Annotated in this window: 15 protein-coding genes; 10 read left to right on the top strand and 5 right to left on the bottom strand. The window is 69.6% G+C overall.

Features of this window, described 5'->3' with window-relative positions:
* Positions 1–122: 122 nt before the first annotated feature.
* From VF794_RS03945 to VF794_RS03955, 3 genes are all read right to left on the bottom strand, one after another.
* Positions 123–1,661, bottom strand: coding sequence for a serine/threonine-protein kinase (locus VF794_RS03945; RefSeq protein ID WP_331107835.1), 1,539 nt, complete (start codon positions 1,659–1,661; stop codon positions 123–125).
* 120 nt (positions 1,662–1,781) lie between these two features.
* Complete coding sequence (locus tag VF794_RS03950; protein WP_331107836.1) at positions 1,782–2,228, bottom strand: hypothetical protein; 447 nt, start codon at positions 2,226–2,228, stop codon at positions 1,782–1,784.
* Positions 2,228–3,007 carry a hypothetical protein gene (locus VF794_RS03955; RefSeq protein WP_331107837.1) on the bottom strand — a complete coding sequence of 260 codons (780 nt, stop codon included), beginning with the start codon at positions 3,005–3,007 and terminating at the stop codon, positions 2,228–2,230. The genes VF794_RS03950 and VF794_RS03955 overlap by 1 nt, the downstream gene beginning before the upstream one ends.
* Positions 3,008–3,267: 260 nt before the next feature.
* On the opposite strand from VF794_RS03955, the gene VF794_RS03960 reads away from it, so the two are divergent.
* The 9 genes from VF794_RS03960 to VF794_RS04000 all read left to right on the top strand — a co-directional run bounded on the left by VF794_RS03960 (position 3,268) and on the right by VF794_RS04000 (position 14,069).
* A complete protein-coding gene (locus tag VF794_RS03960; RefSeq protein WP_331107838.1) occupies positions 3,268–5,166 on the top strand; it encodes a serine/threonine-protein kinase in 1,899 nt (632 codons plus the stop codon).
* A gap of 24 nt (positions 5,167–5,190) precedes the next feature.
* Positions 5,191–6,123 carry a DUF2381 family protein gene (locus tag VF794_RS03965; RefSeq protein ID WP_331107839.1) on the top strand — a complete coding sequence of 311 codons (933 nt, stop codon included), beginning with the start codon at positions 5,191–5,193 and terminating at the stop codon, positions 6,121–6,123.
* A complete protein-coding gene (locus VF794_RS03970; protein ID WP_331107840.1) occupies positions 6,123–6,749 on the top strand; it encodes a hypothetical protein in 627 nt (208 codons plus the stop codon). Before VF794_RS03965 ends, VF794_RS03970 begins: the two co-directional genes overlap by 1 nt.
* Before the next feature lie 113 nt (positions 6,750–6,862).
* Positions 6,863–8,794 (top strand): PAS domain S-box protein, encoded by a 1,932-nt coding sequence (locus tag VF794_RS03975; protein WP_331107841.1) that lies wholly within the window; start codon positions 6,863–6,865, stop codon positions 8,792–8,794.
* The gene (locus VF794_RS03980) at positions 8,791–10,860 is read left to right on the top strand and encodes an ATP-binding protein (protein WP_331107842.1); all 2,070 of its coding nucleotides are present in this window, start codon (positions 8,791–8,793) and stop codon (positions 10,858–10,860) included. The genes VF794_RS03975 and VF794_RS03980 overlap by 4 nt, the downstream gene beginning before the upstream one ends.
* A gap of 14 nt (positions 10,861–10,874) precedes the next feature.
* Positions 10,875–11,903: an RluA family pseudouridine synthase gene (locus VF794_RS03985; RefSeq protein ID WP_331107843.1), complete on the top strand. Its 1,029-nt coding sequence runs from the start codon at positions 10,875–10,877 to the stop codon at positions 11,901–11,903.
* The gene (locus tag VF794_RS03990) at positions 11,900–13,093 is read left to right on the top strand and encodes a phosphatase domain-containing protein (protein WP_331107844.1); all 1,194 of its coding nucleotides are present in this window, start codon (positions 11,900–11,902) and stop codon (positions 13,091–13,093) included. The genes VF794_RS03985 and VF794_RS03990 overlap by 4 nt, the downstream gene beginning before the upstream one ends.
* Before the next feature lie 118 nt (positions 13,094–13,211).
* Positions 13,212–13,517, top strand: a complete 306-nt coding sequence (locus tag VF794_RS03995) for a hypothetical protein (protein WP_331107845.1) — start codon at positions 13,212–13,214, stop codon at positions 13,515–13,517.
* A gap of 54 nt (positions 13,518–13,571) precedes the next feature.
* Positions 13,572–14,069 carry a GNAT family N-acetyltransferase gene (locus tag VF794_RS04000; RefSeq protein ID WP_331107846.1) on the top strand — a complete coding sequence of 166 codons (498 nt, stop codon included), beginning with the start codon at positions 13,572–13,574 and terminating at the stop codon, positions 14,067–14,069.
* Here the strand turns inward: VF794_RS04000 and VF794_RS04005 are convergent.
* Positions 14,056–14,991, bottom strand: coding sequence for a hypothetical protein (locus VF794_RS04005; protein ID WP_331107847.1), 936 nt, complete (start codon positions 14,989–14,991; stop codon positions 14,056–14,058). The genes VF794_RS04000 and VF794_RS04005 overlap by 14 nt on opposite strands.
* Before the next feature lie 172 nt (positions 14,992–15,163).
* Here VF794_RS04005 and VF794_RS04010 point away from each other — a divergent pair, with 172 nt between their 5' ends.
* Positions 15,164–16,090, top strand: a complete 927-nt coding sequence (locus VF794_RS04010; RefSeq protein ID WP_331107848.1) for an NmrA family NAD(P)-binding protein — start codon at positions 15,164–15,166, stop codon at positions 16,088–16,090.
* A 71-nt stretch (positions 16,091–16,161) separates the two neighbouring features.
* Here the strand turns inward: VF794_RS04010 and VF794_RS04015 are convergent.
* On the bottom strand, positions 16,162–17,000 hold an 839-nt coding region (locus VF794_RS04015; RefSeq protein WP_331107849.1), incomplete at its 5' end, for an amidophosphoribosyltransferase.

A 17,000-nucleotide genomic window follows, 5' to 3' on the forward strand; every position in this document is an offset into this window, starting at 1 on the left:
GTCCCCGAGTTCTGGGACGGGCGCACCGGAGAGCGCATCGCCCGCCTGTACGAGGAGTTCCTCGGGGTGGGGGAGACGTCCCGGCTCGCGGCCGTGTAACGCTCGACTTCAGCCACGCTCCGTCAGCGCCGGGCGGTCACCTTCGGAAGGAGGCTGGCCGCTCGGGCGCGGACATTGGCGTAGGAGTCCGTGCGCGCCGCCTCCTCGAGGAAGGGCGCCGCGGAGGCTCCCACTTCGCGCACGAGGAAGTCCGCGCACTGCTTGTGGAAGCGATCGCTCACCAGGCAGTGGACGACGTTGCGGATGAGCGTCGGATCCGAGCGATAGGCGGGGTTGTTGCGCAGGGCCGCGCCATACGACGCGAGGCCATCCACCCAGCGCAGGTTGTCGAAGTTGACGTGCCCCTCCAGATAGGGAGCATAGGCACTCGTGGGGTACTTCGCGCGCAGACTCGCGAGCTCGCGGAGTGCCTGATCCCTCCGACGCTCCCCCTCCTTCATCCAGCCTTCGATCCGCTCGATGCCGGGGAGCTTCTCCGGCGCAACGGCCTTCTGCTCGGCGAGGACCTTCGTCTTCTCGCTGGGGGCCGAGGGCTGCTGCTTCGGTGCGGGGGCGCTCTTCGCGGCCGAAGGGGGCGGGGTCGTGGTGGGCACCGCGGCCTGCTCCGTCGGCCAGAGCAGCGCCGCGCCGAGGCCGACGAGGACCACTCCCAAGGCACCCACCGCCACCATGGGCCGCTTGTCCCGAGCGGGCACCCACTGCCGCTCGGACACCGTCGAGGGTGTGGGAGCGGAAGGGGTGGGCGCATGCACCTGCACCGTGGGCAGCTCGCTGGGGACGCTCGCATCCGGGAGCACCTCGAGCGCGGCGGCGAAGTCCGCGGCCGAGTGGAAGCGGTCCGCGGGCTGCTTCGCCATGGCCTTGCGGACCACCGCCTCCAGTTGCTGGGAGAACCCCGCTCCGGCGCGCAGGCTGCCCAGGGTCGGTGCGGTGTCCTCCTGGTGCTTGCGCATCACCTCGGCGACCCGCTCGCCTTCGAAGGGTTTGGCCGCGGTGAGCAGCTCGAAGAGGAGCACGCCGACGGAGTAGACGTCCGTCCGGGCATCGATCTCCCCGGCGCGGATCTGCTCCGGGGCCATGTAGCTGGGCGTGCCCACGGCCAGACCCGTGGTCAGCCCCGTCACCGTGTCACGCAGCTTGGCCAGCCCGAAGTCCAGGATTCGGACCTGATCGCCCAGCCCGATGGCCTCCGTCAGGAGGATGTTGTCCGGCTTGATGTCCCGATGGACGATGCCCTGGGCATGGGCGTGGGCCAGCCCGGCCAGTACCTGCCGCACGATGCCCAGCGCCTGCTTCACGGGCAGGGGCCCCGCCTCGCGCAGCAGCGCGCGCAAGGTCTGCCCCGTGACGAAGTCCATCACCATGAAGGGGGCACCGTCCTGAACGCCATGGTCGATGACCGAGACGCAGCACGGGTGTGACAGCCGGCTCATCGCCTGCGCTTCGAGTTGGAACCGCCGCTGGAAGCTCGGATCCGTCGCCATCCAGGGATGGAGGAACTTGATGGCCACCGCGCGGCCGAGCTCCAGGCGCTCGCCGCGATACACCACGCCCATTCCTCCGGCGGCGAGCCGCTGGAGAATGCGGTAGCGCTCCTGCAAGACAGTTCCGATACGGGGGTCGGTGACGGCGGTTGCTTCCATGGCAGGCGAAGGAGGCTATCAGGCCCGAGCCCCGCGTGGGTGACACGCGGAGTGCCTGGGAAAAGCGCTGGGCCCGGGCTACCGGCCGATCTTCACTTCCTTGGCGTGGATCTCATCCGCTTCGATCCAATCGGCTTTGATCTCCTTGGCGTAGATGATCTCCGCGGAGACCTCCGAGGTGTGCACTTCACCGCCACCCCAGTCGCCCTTGCCACCCTTGTCACCCTTTCCGCCCCCCTTGCCGCCCTTGCCTCCCTCGCCGGTGTAGATGCGGCCCACCCGGCCATCTCGCGCCTTCACTTCCTTGGCGTAGATGATCCGTGCGTAGACACGCTCGGCCTTGATCTCCTTGGCCCGCAGCACGTCGCGCGGCTGCGGAGACGGAGGCGGCTGCCCCGGCGGCGGAGGATACGGATACGAATCCCCGGGAGGGGGTGGACGACGCGGCCAATCCTCGTGCACGTAGAGGCGGCAGCCCGAAGCCACCAGCGCGAGTCCCAGCAGTACCAGTGTCCGCGCTCGCATCAGGGAATCCCCGTGTTGTCGACCAGCACCGCGTTGGAGCTGGGCACCGTGGCCTGTCCCGCCGTGAAGCGGTTGCGCAGCAGCGACACGCCGTTGCCGGTGATGGTGGCGCTCGCGATGTCGGAGAACGCCACCGAGAGGGTGTTGGCGTTGCTCGTCAGCCGGCCGTTGATCTTCACGCCCCGCATCCGGTTGTTGCCGCCGAGCACCGTGACGTTGCCGTCGATGATCGACAGCGGCCCCTCCGTGGGAGACCAGGCGCCGAAGATGAGCACATCCGCCGCGCGCAGCTCGAGGTTGCCCGGGTAGGTGCCCGGCTTCAGCAAGATGATGGTATTGTCGCTGGCCGCCGCCTGGGCGATGTTGCCACCTGGCTCCACCTCCACCACCGTGCCCCCAATGGGGTAGCGCACCGGGGGGAACAGGGGCTGCACCGTGCCGTCCCGGTACGTCAGCACCACGTCATAGAGCTCCTTCTCCTGCACCACCTGGAAGGAGTACGTGCCGGGGTCGAAGTCCAACCTCACCGTCCCCGTGGGCAACTCCTCCACCAGCGCCAGCCCCGTGGAATCCGTCTTCACCGGCTCCAGGTCGGCCGCCGTGAACTCCACCCCCGAGCGCTCGGTGCCCGGCGTCAGCGACGTGGTGGAGCCCTGATTGATGACCGGGTTGATCACCACCACCGCGCTCGTCACTTCACCGAATCGACCCGCCGGGGTTGGGTCATTGCCGCATCCCACCAGGGTCAGGGCCGCCAGCACCGCCAAGAGTCGTCGCATATGAAACCTCCCGCGCATGGACCCGCGCGCGGGGCACGAGGCCACATCGGGGCGACCAGCAGCAAGCGCTTCGCGCCCTGGCCTACAGCCGGAAGAGAGAATTCCCGCGCGGTGGCGCTTCCGGGGTTTTGTTACACTGACCCACTTCGGAGGTCATGTGCATGGAGCGGGCAGGCGAGAGGCGTGCGGCGGGGGGGCGGCATGTGGCGGGGGGGCGGAGGCCGCGCCGACGGGAGACGTGGGACCTGACGACGCCGCGAGTGGGACAAGTGGTGGGCGGCTACCGGCTGGAGGCGCGGCTGGGAGAGGGAGGCCAGGGGACGGTGTTCCGGGCCCGGCGCGGCGGCCGGTTGTACGCCATCAAGTTCCTCTCCCTGGAAATGGAGGAACGCGCCTGGCGTGAGCTGGAGGTGTGGTTGCGGTTGCGGCGTGTGGGCGAGGTACGGCTGGAGGGCTGTGGCCGGTGGCCCGCCAGGACGCCACGCTTCCTCTTCATCGCCATGCCGTACGTGCGCGGGCGCCCGCTGGATGTGTGGGCCCGGGTGCGCAACCCCACGGCATGGGAGGTGGTGCGCGTGGTGCGGGAGGTGGCGCGGCAGCTGATGCCGGTGCACCGGGCCAACGTCGTGCACCGGGACGTCAAGGCCGCCAACGTGCTGGTGCGGCGCGAGGACGGGCGAGCGGTGCTGGTGGACTTCGGCCTGGGCACGTACCCGGGGGCGCTCGACATCACCCATCCCCTGGCGATGCCGGGCACCCCGCTCTACCGCAGTCCCGAGATGCTGCGCTTCCGGCGCGAGTACGCGGGGTCGGAGCGTTATCAGGCGCGCGCCTCGGACGATCTGTGGGCGCTGGGCGTGCTCCTCTACTGGCTGCTGACGGGAAGCCATCCCTTCGACGTGGAGGAGCCGGAAGCGGACGCGGGCGCCCTGGCCAACATCATCCTGCGCCGCGAGCCCCAGCCACCCCACGCGCACAACCCGCGCGTGCCCCGGGTGTTGAGCGAGCTGTGCCTGCGCATGCTGGAGAAGTCTCCCGAGGCCCGCTTCCAGGACGCCGAGGCCGTGGGCGCGGAGCTGGAGGCGGTACTGGCGGAGGCGGACGGCTCGTGGGACGTGGCACTGTGCGAGACGTGGAGCCCGGGCGATGCCTCCACCCCACAGGAGGTGCTGTTGGGCCTGGGGGAGTGGCGGGAGCGGGCACGGCGGCTGGTGGCGTACGCGCGGCGTTACCCCCGGCGCGGGCGGCCCCTGTCCCTCGCGGCGGCGTCCACGCAGTCGGGCTCACGGGAGGCGGAAGCGGAGCCCGCGTCCACACCGTCGCGAGCGCGGGGCCGCCTTCGCCGTGTGGGGGCGTGGGGCTTCGTCCTGGGGCTGGGTCTGCTGGGGGCGTGGGTGGCGCTCCTCGTCCCCTCCCGTCCCGAGCCCGAGGCACCGAGGGTGACTCGCGAGGTGGTTTCCGTTCCCACCATGCCCGAGGTCACGGGAACCGGCCAGGAAGTGGCGCGGCCAGGGAAGCCGCCGGATGGTGATGGAGGCGCGGCAACCCACGGGGCGGCAACACCCGCGCCCGTCGCCAGCGCGACGCCCCGGAAGGACAGCACGCGCGTGAAGACTCCCAAGCAGGCCACTTTCTCTCCGAAGCAGCAGGACAAGCAGGGCACGGTGCTCGACTCCGTGGCCCGTGCGTGCGCCACGGCCTATGCGGTGGGGCAGGTCGCCTGCGCCAGTCCCGAGGCCCAGTTGCGGCCCACGCTTCCGCGCCTGCCTCCCCCCGCCGATTGCCCCGCCGGCTCCGAGGAGTCGATGCGCGCACTGGGGCTGGGCATCGGGGCCCGCGAGATATTCGCCTTCCATACGGAAGGCGCGATGCCCATCACCGTGCGCCCGGGTCCGGTCACGGTCGAGTTGAGCCGCGATTGGGTGAAGATGGATGGGCCCGTGCGCTTCACCGGGGAACTTCTCTTCGGGCAAGGCCGTGTCTACGGCCGCTTCACCCAGGCCCATACGCAGGACGGACAGACCCATACCGTCTGCTTCGACCTCTACGAGGTTGAGGAGGACAACGAACGCGGTGCGCTGATGGAGCCTGGCAGCGGGTCGGACACGGCGAGGATCTGGTCCACGGTGGAACTGCGCGCGGTGAGACGCTTCGAGTAGGTCGACTCTGGAGGTCTCGTCCTGATGTTTGCCCGCTCTCCGTCCGTGGCCCTGCTCCTCATCCTCCAGTCGAGTGCCCCGGCGCTGGCGCAACCCACCACTGCTCCCGGGGAACTGACGGGGGTGCCCCGTTTCTCGGTGACAGCGGACGCTCCCCGCGAGGTGCGTGAGGTTCGCATTGGTCCGGGACTCGGTACCTTGTTCGTATTCGACACGCCCGTGCAGCGTGAGGGGGTCGTGGTCCAGGAGCGTGGACACTTCCGGCAGGTCTCGTTGTCGGAGGATGGGCTCCTGCTCACCCTTCTGCCTTCAGGCGAGCTGCCGTTGGGCAGACGGTTGGAGTTGACGGTGCGCTTCACGGATGGGGCGCCGCCCACGAGCGTGGACTTCGTGCTGGTGGTCTCCCCCCGGGCCGAGCCGCAGGTGGAGGTGTACCGCCTGCCACGCCCTGGTGACTCGTACCGGCGGGAAGCGGAGGAAGCCCAGACGCGGTTGCAACAATGCCAGACGGAGTTGAGGCAAGACCGCGCGCGGCGTGACGCACCCCGGGGCCTCATGGGCCTGCTCGCCTCGGAGCAGATGGGGAGGGAGGGTATCCCCTCCATGGGCATCACCAAGGACGTTACCCTTCGCGCCGGAGAAGCCTTTCGCGTGGAGCAGGCCGTGAGCTACCGCGCGACGGGTGGAGTGGACGGGGCGCGCGTGGTGCGGCTGGCGGTGGAGTTGGTGTTACGGAACAAAGGCACCCAGCCCTGGACACCCGCGCACGCGGAACTGGTGGGGCAGGGCAGGCGGTGGGCGGCGGACATGTGGGCGCCGGAGCCGATTGCGCCTGGAGAGGTGCGCCGCGTGCTGGTGGAGTTGACGGTGGGCGAGGCTCACGGCCCCTACCTCCTCCAGCTCTGGGACGAGAGCGGGACACGGACGGTCACCCTCTCGGGCGTGACGTTTCCGTAGTGCCGGAGGGCTTCCTCGGCCTCGGGATAGGAGCGATGTGGATGTCCTTCGAGCTTTCCACGCCACGACTTGTCGAACTGGTTCACCAGTATTACCCGGCCAATCTCCTCTCCACCGAGAAGGGCTACGATGAGTCAGCGCAGTACCAGCGGCTGATATGGGCTCGGCAGGATGCCGTGAAAAACTCCGGGCCGTGGAAACACCTGCTGTCCCAGCTCCGGGAGGCCCTTCCGGACTGCAAGGTGGAGGATTGGAGCGTTCTCTTCTCCAATGACAACTGCTGGCGTGTCCGGGTGTACCTGCCCGAGCTGCAACTTGAGGGCGGAGGCCGCGAGTTCCGGGCCATCGTGGTCCTCGTCAGCATTCTGGCTCCGGTGTACGTGCTCTACAGTTCCTTCCGCCGGCATATGGGGGGCAAGGGGGAGGAACCGACGCTCTTCTACGAGGACGTGCCGGAGACGAAGCCCTTCGCAGACAGGCTGGGGGCGCTGGTGAGAGCGGAGCTGGGCGTGCGGCCCTTGCCTCCCGAAACGCTCTTCACTCCGGTTCCCGACATCCAGTGCCGTCACAGGCTTCTGGGTGAGGCACGGCTCATCGACTGTCTGTTCACCGACGATCGCTGGTAGTCAGGGGACGGTTCGCGCCGGGCGGCGGCCGTGCGGACATCGGGCCGTGCGCCTGCTCGCCCCGTGTTCACGCCGCTTCCCAGGCGCCATCTTCCCGAGGGCGCGGGAGTCTCATGAGGCTGGGAAATATGCAGCGGCTGTCGAGGTCGGGTGCGCCGCCGCAGTTGCCAGGCCTCTTCGGGTTCATGGTCTCGGTGGGGGCCACGATGGTCGGCCTGCTCCTGACCGGACTGCTCGCGCCGCTGCTCGGAGGCCCCTTCTTCCTGTTCGCCCTGGCGGCCGTGGCCTTGAGCGCCCTGTACTGCGGGTTGGGCGCGGGTCTGCTGGCCACGTTGTTGGCTGGAGGGGGCTTCTGCTTCTTCTTCTTTCCCCCCATCGGCAGCTTCCACGTCCAGGACACCCGCGACGTTCTGCGGCTCGTCATCTTCCTGGGAGTCTCCGCGTTGATGAGCGGGGTGGGGTCCTCCCTGCGCCAGAGCCTGATGCGCACGAGGACGCGGCTCGCGGAGCGGGAGCGGATGGACCAGGAGCTGCGAAATGCCCATGAGCGCACCGCCGAGCTCCTGGAGAGCACCAGTGATGCCTTCTTCTCGGTCGATCGTCGGTTCCACTTCACCTATCTCAACCCGCCGGCCGAGCGGGTGCTCGGCCGCAAGAGAGAGGCGCTGATGGGCAGGAGTCTCTGGGCGGAGTTCCCGGAGGTCGTGGGCTCCTCGTTCCAGCAGGAGTACCAACGAGCCATGGACATGGGGCGGCCCACGCAGTTCGTGGAGTTCTATGCGCCCCTCCAGGCGTGGCTGGAGGTTCGCGCGTTCCCCACCCGGAACGGGCTGTCCGTCTTCTTCCGCGATGTCTCCACGCGCCGCGCGGCCGAGGAGGCGCTGCGCGAGAGCGAGGAGCGGTTCCGGCTCCTGGTCGAGGGTGTGAGGGACTACGCCCTCTTCGCGCTGGACCCCGAGGGCCGCATCACCTCGTGGAACACGGGGGCGGAGCGGCTCAATGGCTGGAAGGCCGAGGAGATCATCGGGCAGCACTTCAGCCGGTTCTACCCGCCGGAGGAACTCCCGAGCGACAAGCCCATGCGGGAGCTGAGGACGGCGGTCGAGATGGGGCGATACGAGGAGGAGGGCTACCGCGTGCGCAAGGACGGGACGCGCTTCTGGGCGAATGTCGTCATCACGCCCCTGTGGGACGCGGCGGGCTCGTTGCGCGGCTTCGCCAAGGTGACGCGGGACGTGACGGTCCGACGCGCGACAGAGCAGGCCCTGCGCGAGAGTGAGCAGCGCTACCGGCTGCTCGCCTCCGAGCTGGACCAGCGCGTGCGGGAGCGCACCGCGCAGCTCGCGGAGACCAACCGCGAGCTGGAGTCCTTCTCCTACTCCGTCTCGCATGATCTACGGGCACCTCTGAGGGGCATCGACGGCTTCTGCGAGGCGGTGGAGGAGGATGAGGAGAGCACCCTGTCGCCGGCCGCCCGGGGCTATCTGGCGCGTGTGCGGCGGGCGAGCGCGCGCATGGGGCAGCTCATCGACGATCTTCTCAGGCTCTCGCGCCTGTCGCGCCTGGAGCTCCGGCGCGAGCCGGTGGACCTCACGGCACTGGCGCATGCGGTGGTGGCGGAGCTGGCCGCCCGGGGGCCCGAGCGCGGCGTGGAGGTGCGGATACAACCCGACCTCCGGCTCGACGCGGACCCCCGGTTGGTGCGCGTCCTGCTGGAGAACCTCCTGGGCAACGCCTGGAAGTTCACCCAGCGGGTGGAGCGGCCCCGCATCGAGCTGAGCGCGACCCCGCGGGAGGGGCGGACCCTCTACTGTGTGCGGGACAACGGGGTGGGCTTCGACATGAAGTACGCGGACAAGCTGTTCGGACCCTTTCAGCGGCTCCACGAGGCGAGGGACTTCCCAGGCACCGGCATCGGTCTGGCCACCGTGCAGCGAGTGGTCCACCGCCATGGCGGGCAGATCTGGGCCGAGAGCGTACCGGGCCAGGGCGCCGCCTTCTTCTTCTCGCTCGAGCCACTCGCTCCCGAGGGAGGTTTCGTGTGAGTGGACGTCCCCTGCGCGTCCTGTCGGTGGAGGACTCCGCGGATGATACCGAGCTCATCATGCTGACCCTGCGCAGGGGCGGCTTCGTGCCCTCCTTCGAGCGGGTGGCCACGCCGGAGGAGATGCGAGAGGCCCTCCATCGGCGCCCCTGGGACATCATCCTCGCCGACTTCAAGATGCCCCGCTTCTCCGGCCCCGAGGCGCTGGAACTCTTGAAGGCCGAGGGGCTGGACGTGCCCTTCATCATCGTCTCCGGCCGCGTGGGCGAGGACGTGGCCGTCGAGTCCATGAAGGCGGGCGCGCAGGACTTCTTCCGCAAGGACAACCTCACGCGGCTCCCCGTGGCGGTGGAGCGCGAGCTGCGCGAGGCGGAGCGACGGCGCGAGAGCCGCCGGGTGTCGGCCGCCCTGCGCGCGGCGGAGCACCACGAGGGCTTGCTGCTCGACAGCATCAAGGACTACGCCATCTTCCGGGTGAGTCCCGAGGGCATCCTCCTCACGTGGAACCCGGGCGTCGAGCGCGTGAAGGGCTACACGGCCAGCGAGTTCATCGGTCAGCATTTCTCCATCCTCTTCACGCCCGAGCAGCGCCAGCGGGACGAGCCCGCGAGCGAGCTGCGGCAGGCCGCGACCGAGGGCATCTTCCAGGGCGAGGCCGTGCGCCTGCGCAAGGGGGGCATTCCCTTCGAGGCCGACGTGGTGCTGCGGCCCATCCACGACGAGCGGGGCAGGGTGACTGGCTTCGTCAAGGTGACGCGCGACGTCTCCGTCCGTAAGCGGCAGGAGCGCCAGCTGCGCTTCCTCTCCGAGGCGAGCACCCTGCTGGTGAGCTCCCTGGACATGAAGGAGACGTTCTCCCGCCTGACCCGGCTGGCCGTGCCCATGCTCGCCGATCTGTGCGCGGTGGAGACGTTGGCGGACGACGGCTCTCTGGCGTTGGTCGCCGTGGCGCACCGCGACCCGGCCCAGGAGGCCCTTGCGCGCGAGCTGCGCCGCCGTTTCCCGCGTCGGCCCGAGACGCCTCACGGCGTGATGCGGGCGATTCGCTCCGGCAAGCCCGAGCTGATGAACGACATCCCGGAGGCCCTCTTCATGCAGGACGCGAAGGGGGATGCCGAGCGGCTGCGCGCCTTCAAGCGGCTGGGCCTCAGGAGCTTCCTCGTGGTGCCGCTCCTCGCGCGCGGCAGGTGCATCGGGGCCCTCTCGTTCGCCTCTATGGAGTCGGGCCGCCGCTACGGCGAGGACGACCTGCACCTCGCCGAGGAGCTGGCGCGGCGTGCCGCCCTGGCGCTCGACAACTCCCTGCTCTACGAACGAGCGCAAGAGGCCATCCGCCTGCGCGACGAGTTCCTCTCGGTGGCCTCTCACGAGCTGAAGACGCCGCTCACACCCTTGCAGATGAAGCTCCAGGCCCTGCGCCGCGAGGCCGAGGCAGCACCCCAGTCCTCCCTCCCCGCGGACCGGGTGATCCGCCACCTTCAAATGGCCGAGAGCCAGGTGCGCCGATTGGGCACCCTGGTCCATGCGCTCCTGGACGTCTCGCGCATCAGCGATGGGCCGCTCGCGCTCGACCTGGAAGAGCTGGACCTGACCGCGCTGGTCCGCGAGGTCGTCACCCGGTTCGAGGGACAGGCACTCAAGGCGAGCTGCCCGGTGGAGGTCCATGCACCGGGTCCGGTGGTGGGGAAGTGGGACCGGATGCGGCTGGACCAGGTGCTGACGAACCTCCTGTCCAACGCCCTGAAGTACGGCCCGGGCAAGCCCATCCACCTGCGCGTCGAGTCCCACGAGGGACGTGCGACGCTGACGGTGCGCGACGAGGGCATCGGCATCCATCCCGAGCACCTCTCACGCATCTTCGACAAGTTCGAGCGGGCCGTGTCCGAGCGGCACTACGGTGGACTGGGCCTGGGCCTGTACATCGTCCGGCAGATCGTCGAGGCGCTGGGCGGGAGCATCACCACGCGGAGCACTCCCGGGGAGGGGGCCACGTTCGAGATCTCCTTGCCCCTCTCCCAGGAGCGGCGTGCGAACCCTGGGGAGGAAGCGAGCGGCCCGCTGTGTTAAGCGGGGACGGTCGCATGCGCGCGCGGAATCAAGACCCCCCCTCCTCCTTCGGCGAGGCCCCCGAGGGCTACGTCGACCTCCCGTTCGTCGTCGAGCCGAACTACGCCGGCTGGCGGTTGGATCGCTACCTCGCCGAGAAGATCCGCCGCCTCTCGCGCGAGCGGCTCCACGGCATCATCCAACGCGGTGTGCTGTGCGAGGAGCGTCGGCTCAAGCCCTCCACGCCCGTGTACCCCGGCCTCACCTTCCGCATCCGCCGCCCCGCCAGCCAGGAGCCGGAGACGCCCACCGCGCTCCCCGTTCTCTTCCAGGATGACTGGCTGCTCATCCTCGACAAACCCGCCGGCCTCCCCATCCACCCCACCGCCCGCTATCACAAGGGCACCCTCGTCTCCCTGCTGCGCGAACGCTTCGGAGAGGCCTTCGCCGAGCCCGCCCACCGCCTCGACCGGGAGACGAGCGGCGTCGTCGTCTGCGGGCGCACCACCGAATCCTGCCGCGTCCTCGGCCGGCTCTTCGTCTCCCGCGATGTCCACAAGGAGTACCTCGCCCTGTGCGAGGGCCACCCGCCCGAGGACTCCTTCCACGTGGACGCGCCCATCGCCGAGGGCACCGAGCTCATCCGCATCGCCGTGCGCATCGACCCCGTGGCGGGCAAGGAGAGCCGTACCCGCTTCCAGGTGCTCCAGCGCTTCTCCCGTGACGGCGCGCCCTTCGCCCTGCTGCGCTGCTTGCCCGAGACGGGACGCCAGCATCAAATCCGCATCCACCTGCGCGAGGCCGGCTTCCCGCTGGTGGGCGACAAGATGTACGGCCCGGACCCCGGCTACTTCGACCGCTTCAGCAAGCGCTGCCTGGAGCCCGAGGCCTGGGTGCGCCTGCGCCTGCCACGCCACGCCCTCCACGCCGCGCACATCTCCTTTCCCCACCCGGGTACCGGGCGGAGCGTCTCCTTCGAGTCGCCCCTGCCCGAGGACCTCCAGGACTTCATCGCCGGCCGGCCCGTGGCCCTGGCGCCTCCCTCCGATCCGGACGCCCCATGAGCAACGCGCTCCAGAAGCTCCAGCAGCTCCGCTCCCTGATGACCGGGCACACCAACCGGCACGAGGAGCGGCGCATCCTCGACCTGTTGGGTGAGACGACCGCCGCCGAGCTCAACCACCTGCTGCTCAACGTGGACCTGGAGGCGTTGCTCCGCGACGTGGACGATCGCGTCGTCGGCCCGGACCACCGCACCGAGCTGCTGGAGTCGTTGTGCGTGAAGCGGGCGCGCGAGCTGGGACTTCCGGTGCGTGCCTCCCTCGTCACCGCGCTCCAGAAGGGGAAGACCGAGGCCCTCGCCGAGCGCATGCTGCGGGCCCTGTTCCTCGGCCTGCCCGGTCGTGAGCTGACGGAGTTCAAGAACCTGCTCGACGGCCGTGGCAACTCCCACGACCTCCAGCAGCTCGTCTTCCACGACATCGACGACGCGCTCATCCGGCAGGACATCCTCACGCACATCCACCGTGAGGCGGAGCTCGCGCCCAGCGGCGAGAACAAGGTGCTGAGCGACATCGACGACACCTTCCTCGCCAACTGGAAGGACACCCGCTACCCGCGGAAGACCATCTACCCGGGGGTGCTCCAGTTCTACCGGGAGTTGGATAGAGGGCCGGGGCTCATCCCCGGGCGCGAGGGAGATCTCACCTTCATCAGCGCTCGGCCCCAGGATCCGCTCGGGCTCATCGAGGACCGCACGCTCGCCACCCTGCGCGAGCATGGGGTGTCCTCGGCGGTGATGCTCTCCGGCGCATTCACGCACCTGCTTGGCAACGCGCGCATCGCCGCCATGAAGTTCGAGAACTTCAGCCGCTACATCCAGCTCTATCCCGAGTACGGCTTCGTCTTCACCGGCGACAGCGGTCAGGGCGACGTGGTCTTCGGCGAGCAGCTCCTCTCCTCCTGGCCGGAGCAGGTGCGCGCCGTGTTCATCCACGACGTGGTCGATACCCCCGAGCCCGTTCGTCTGTCGTGGCGCGACAAGCGCGTCTTCTTCTTCGACACGTACGTGGGCGCCGCCGTGGAGGCCTTCTCGGTGGGCGTCATCGCTCGGGATGGGGTGGGGCGCGTCGCTCTCGCCACCCGGGAGGAGCTGGCGCGGGTGCCGTTTGGCTCCGAGGCCCAGCGCGCCGCTCGGCTGGCCGAGCTGGAGAGGGACCTGCGGCGCGCGGAGGCCCTCCTCCCCGTCCGGTAAGGGAGCGAGCAAGGGTCTCCTGCGAGGGGATGCCGCGATTCCCATCTTGCATGTGAAGAGCAAGGACGGGCACCGGCTGGGCAAGGTCATTGGCCTGGCGACGGATGCCTGCTAGGGCATGCACATCGTCCAATTCCTGTTGCCGCTGCGCGACAACGAGCGGCGCCCTTTCGCCCGGGCGGACTTCGACAAGGTCCGCACCGAGCTCACCGATCGTTTCGGCGGTGTCACCGCCTTCCTTCAGTCCCCGGCCCTGGGCGCCTGGAAGGAGGAGGGCGAGACGGTGCGGGACGAGATGGCCCTCTTCGAGGTCATGGTGGACCCGCTCGACCGCGCGTGGTGGAGCGGCTACCGCTCGGAGCTGGAGCGTCGTTTCCGGCAGGAGCGCGTGGTGATGCGGGCGCTCGGGGCGGAAACGCTTTGAGCCTCGTCACAAAAGCGCGGGCCCCACTCTTCCGCTGGGAAGGAGGGAGTGCCCATGCTGGTGCTGAGGACCCAACGCCTGCTGCTCCGTCCCTTCATCCCGGAGGACGAGGACGCGCTCTTCGGCTTCTGGAACGACCCGCATGTCCGCCGCTACCTCTGGGATGACCGGCTCGTGTCGCGCGAGGAGGTGCGGGAGCAGCTCGCCCTCAGCGAGCGCGACTTCCGCGAGCGGGGCTATGGCGGGTTCATGCTCGCCCTCGCGCAGTGGCCGGGGGTGCTCATCGGCTTCTCCGGGCTGCGGCGCATCCCTGGCGGCGAGGCGGTGGAGCTCCTCTACGGCCTCTACCAGAACTTCTGGGGCCGGGGCCTCGCCACCGAGGCCGCCCGGGCCGTGCTCCGCTTCGGTTTCGAGGAGGCGGGGCTGGAGGAGATCCTCGCCGGGGCGGACCGCGACAACACCGCGTCCGTGCGGGTGATGGAGCGGCTGGGCATGTCGTCCGCTGGCGACTACTACCGGCTCCGACGGGAGGATTTCGTCATCGCCCCTTGAGGCGCACGGTACCGAGCTTCGCTTCCTGCTGCTGGCAGGCCTCCGGCGACTCGGAGACGCCGAGGTCCACCCGGCGCGACACCTTGGCGCGCGTGAGACTCTGGAGCCGGAGCTCGCAGTGCGAGGGGTCACCGAAACGGTCGTAGTGGAGGGCGTAGAAGGTGTCCGGCTCTCGTGGCAGCACGCCCACCTGGTCGAGCAGCATGTCCCCGGCGCCGGCCGTCCAGTCGAGATCCGCGGCGAGCCGGGCCTTCAGCTTGCCGTCGAGGCTCCACACGCAGACGTCCGTCTTCCCCTCGCTGCCCGCGCGGGCGTCGCCGTAGGTGATGAGGCGGTCCCCGGAGAAGCGCGCGTTGGTGCCCGACACGCACGGCAGCCGCGGCAGCGCCAGCTTGCGCTTGCCGTCGAGGTTCACGAGGCCCACGAAGCGCTGGTAGCGGTCGTTCTTGCGCTCGTTCTGGGCGAGGAAGAGGACGGGCTTCGCCGGGTGCACGTCGAAGCCGAGCACGTGCTGGTAGAGCGCATGGCGCTTGCCGGCGCGTGAGACCTCGAGCACGTACGAGAAGTCACTCGCGCAGCCGAACTGGTAGTAGGTGAGCACGAACGGGGCGGGCAGGGTGCGGACCCGTGCGTTCTCCTGTTCCCAGCCGTTGATGTTCATCTGCTCGCCGGTGGGCAGCTCGTGGAGCCGCGCGGGCGTGCCGCCAGTGTCGACGGGTTGGGTGGGCGTCTCGCCCGGGATGAAGTTCTCCGGCTGGCAGGGCGCCGGCTGGGCCGGTGCCGGCTGCGCCACGGGGGCCCGGGCGGTGCGGGGTTGGAGCTCGGCCCAGGCGGTGTCCTTCGATCCGGCGGCCGAGGCGGTGGTGGCCATCAGCAACAGGCCGAGGGGGAGGGCGTCACGGGTCGAAAGGGGCTTCGGCATGGGGTGACTGTATGCGAGGGCGGGCCTGCTCGGGTGCCCCTCCTGGCGGCTGTCGAGCCTGCGCTCGTCGGTGCGCAACGCCGGTCGCATCCGGTGCTCAGCGGGGTTGCAAATTAGTGCTGGTGCAAGGGGACCGGTTGGCCCTGGCTCCGGCCAATGCGAGGAGGATCGCATGTACGTGATAACCGGAGCATCAGGGCATACGGGTTCAGTGGTGGCGCGGTCACTGCTGGAACGGGGAGAGCGGGTCCGCGTCGTTCTTCGTGACGAGTCCAAGGCCAGCGCCTGGCGGCAGTGGGGCGCCGAGGTGGTGCTGGCGGACCTGCACGATGCCGCCGCGCTGACCCTGGCCATGATGGGCGCACGAGGCGCCTACCTGCTGTTGCCTCCTCCCCCGCCCTCGAGCACGGGTGTAATGGAGGACCGTCTGCGCATGGTGGATGCGATGCGGCAGGCGGTGAAGGCGAGCGGGGTGCCTCACTTCGTGCTCCTCTCCTCGATGGGCGCGCAGCACGCCGAGGGCACGGGCCTCGTGAAGACGCTCCACCTCGCGGAGCGGGACCTGGGGGCGCTCGGCGTGCCGATGACGATCCTCCGCGCGGCCTACTTCATGGAGAACTGGAGCTTCGCCTTGCCCCCAGCGGTGGAGGCGGGAGTGCTGCCGAGCTTCTTCGGGCCGTCGGATCGTCCCATCCACATGGTGGCGACGCGGGACATCGGCGAGGTGGCGGCGCGGATGCTGCTCGAGCCCGCGCTCAGCCGGCGCGTGGTGGAGCTGACGGGCCCGGTGGACTACAGCCCGGACGAGGTGGCGGACACTGCCGCACGGCTGCTCGGCCGGCCGGTGCACGTGGAGGAACACAACGTGGCGGCGATGGTGCCCATGCTGGAGGAGCTCGGCTTCTCGGGGGAGCTGGCGCACCTGGTGATGGAGCTGACCGAGGCCATCAACCGCGGCCATGCCGTCTTCGAGCGCCCCCGGCAGTTCGCGCGGGGCCGGACGACGCTGGACGAGGTATTTGGCGGCATGCTGCGGGCCATGAAGGCCCTCCCGCACCTGGGCTTCGGCGCGGAGGAGAGCACGAGCGTCTCCCAGTAGAGCCGGCCGAGGCCCCCAGTCCCGTGTCCGGGTGCTGGGGGCTCGGACTCACCCGGAGAAGGCGTCGAGGCTCAAGCCGTCGCGAGCTTCGGGGAGGACTCCGCCGGGGAGGCCGCCACCCCGAGGTGGCCCGTGAGGTACTTGCCGGAGAAGCAGGCGGTGCAGAAGGTGTTGCGCTCCCGGTCACCCACCGCGCTGCCCAGGCCCTCGAGCGTGATGTAGCCCAGCGAGTCCGCCGTCACGTAGCGGGCGATCTCCTCCACGGAGTGGCTGGAGGCGATGAGCTCCTGCCGGCTCGGCGTGTCGATGCCGTAGAAGCAGGGCCACTGCGTGGGCGGCGAGGAGATGCGCAGGTGCACCTCCAGCGCTCCGGCGGCCTTGAGCATCTTCACGATCTTGCGGCTGGTGGTGCCGCGCACGATGGAGTCGTCCACCACCACCACGCGCTTGCCCTTGAGCACCTGGCGCACCGCGGACAGCTTCAGCTTCACGCCGAAGTGACGGATGGACTGCTGGGGCTCGATGAAGGTGCGGCCCACGTAGTGGCTGCGGATGAGGCCCACGTCGTACGGAATGCCGCTGGCCTGCGCGTAGCCGATGGCCGCGGGCACGCCCGAGTCGGGCACGGCGATGACCAGGTCCGCCCCGGGCGTCGGCTGCTCCTTGGCGAGCTGCCGGCCCAGCTCCTTGCGCGTCTCGTACACGCTCAAGCCGAAGAGCACCGAGTCCGGCTTGGCGAAGTACACGTGCTCGAAGATGCACCGGCCCAGCTTCGTGGGCGGGAAGGGCTGGCTGGCGTGCAGACCGCCCTCGTCGATGACCACCATCTCGCCGGCCTCTATCTCCCGGATGAACTCCGCCTCGATGAGGTCCAACGCCGTCGTCTCGCTGGCCAGCACCCAGCTGTTCT

It is taken from the genome of Archangium sp. (assembly GCF_036389735.1).
Classification (GTDB): Bacteria; Myxococcota; Myxococcia; order Myxococcales; family Myxococcaceae; genus Archangium.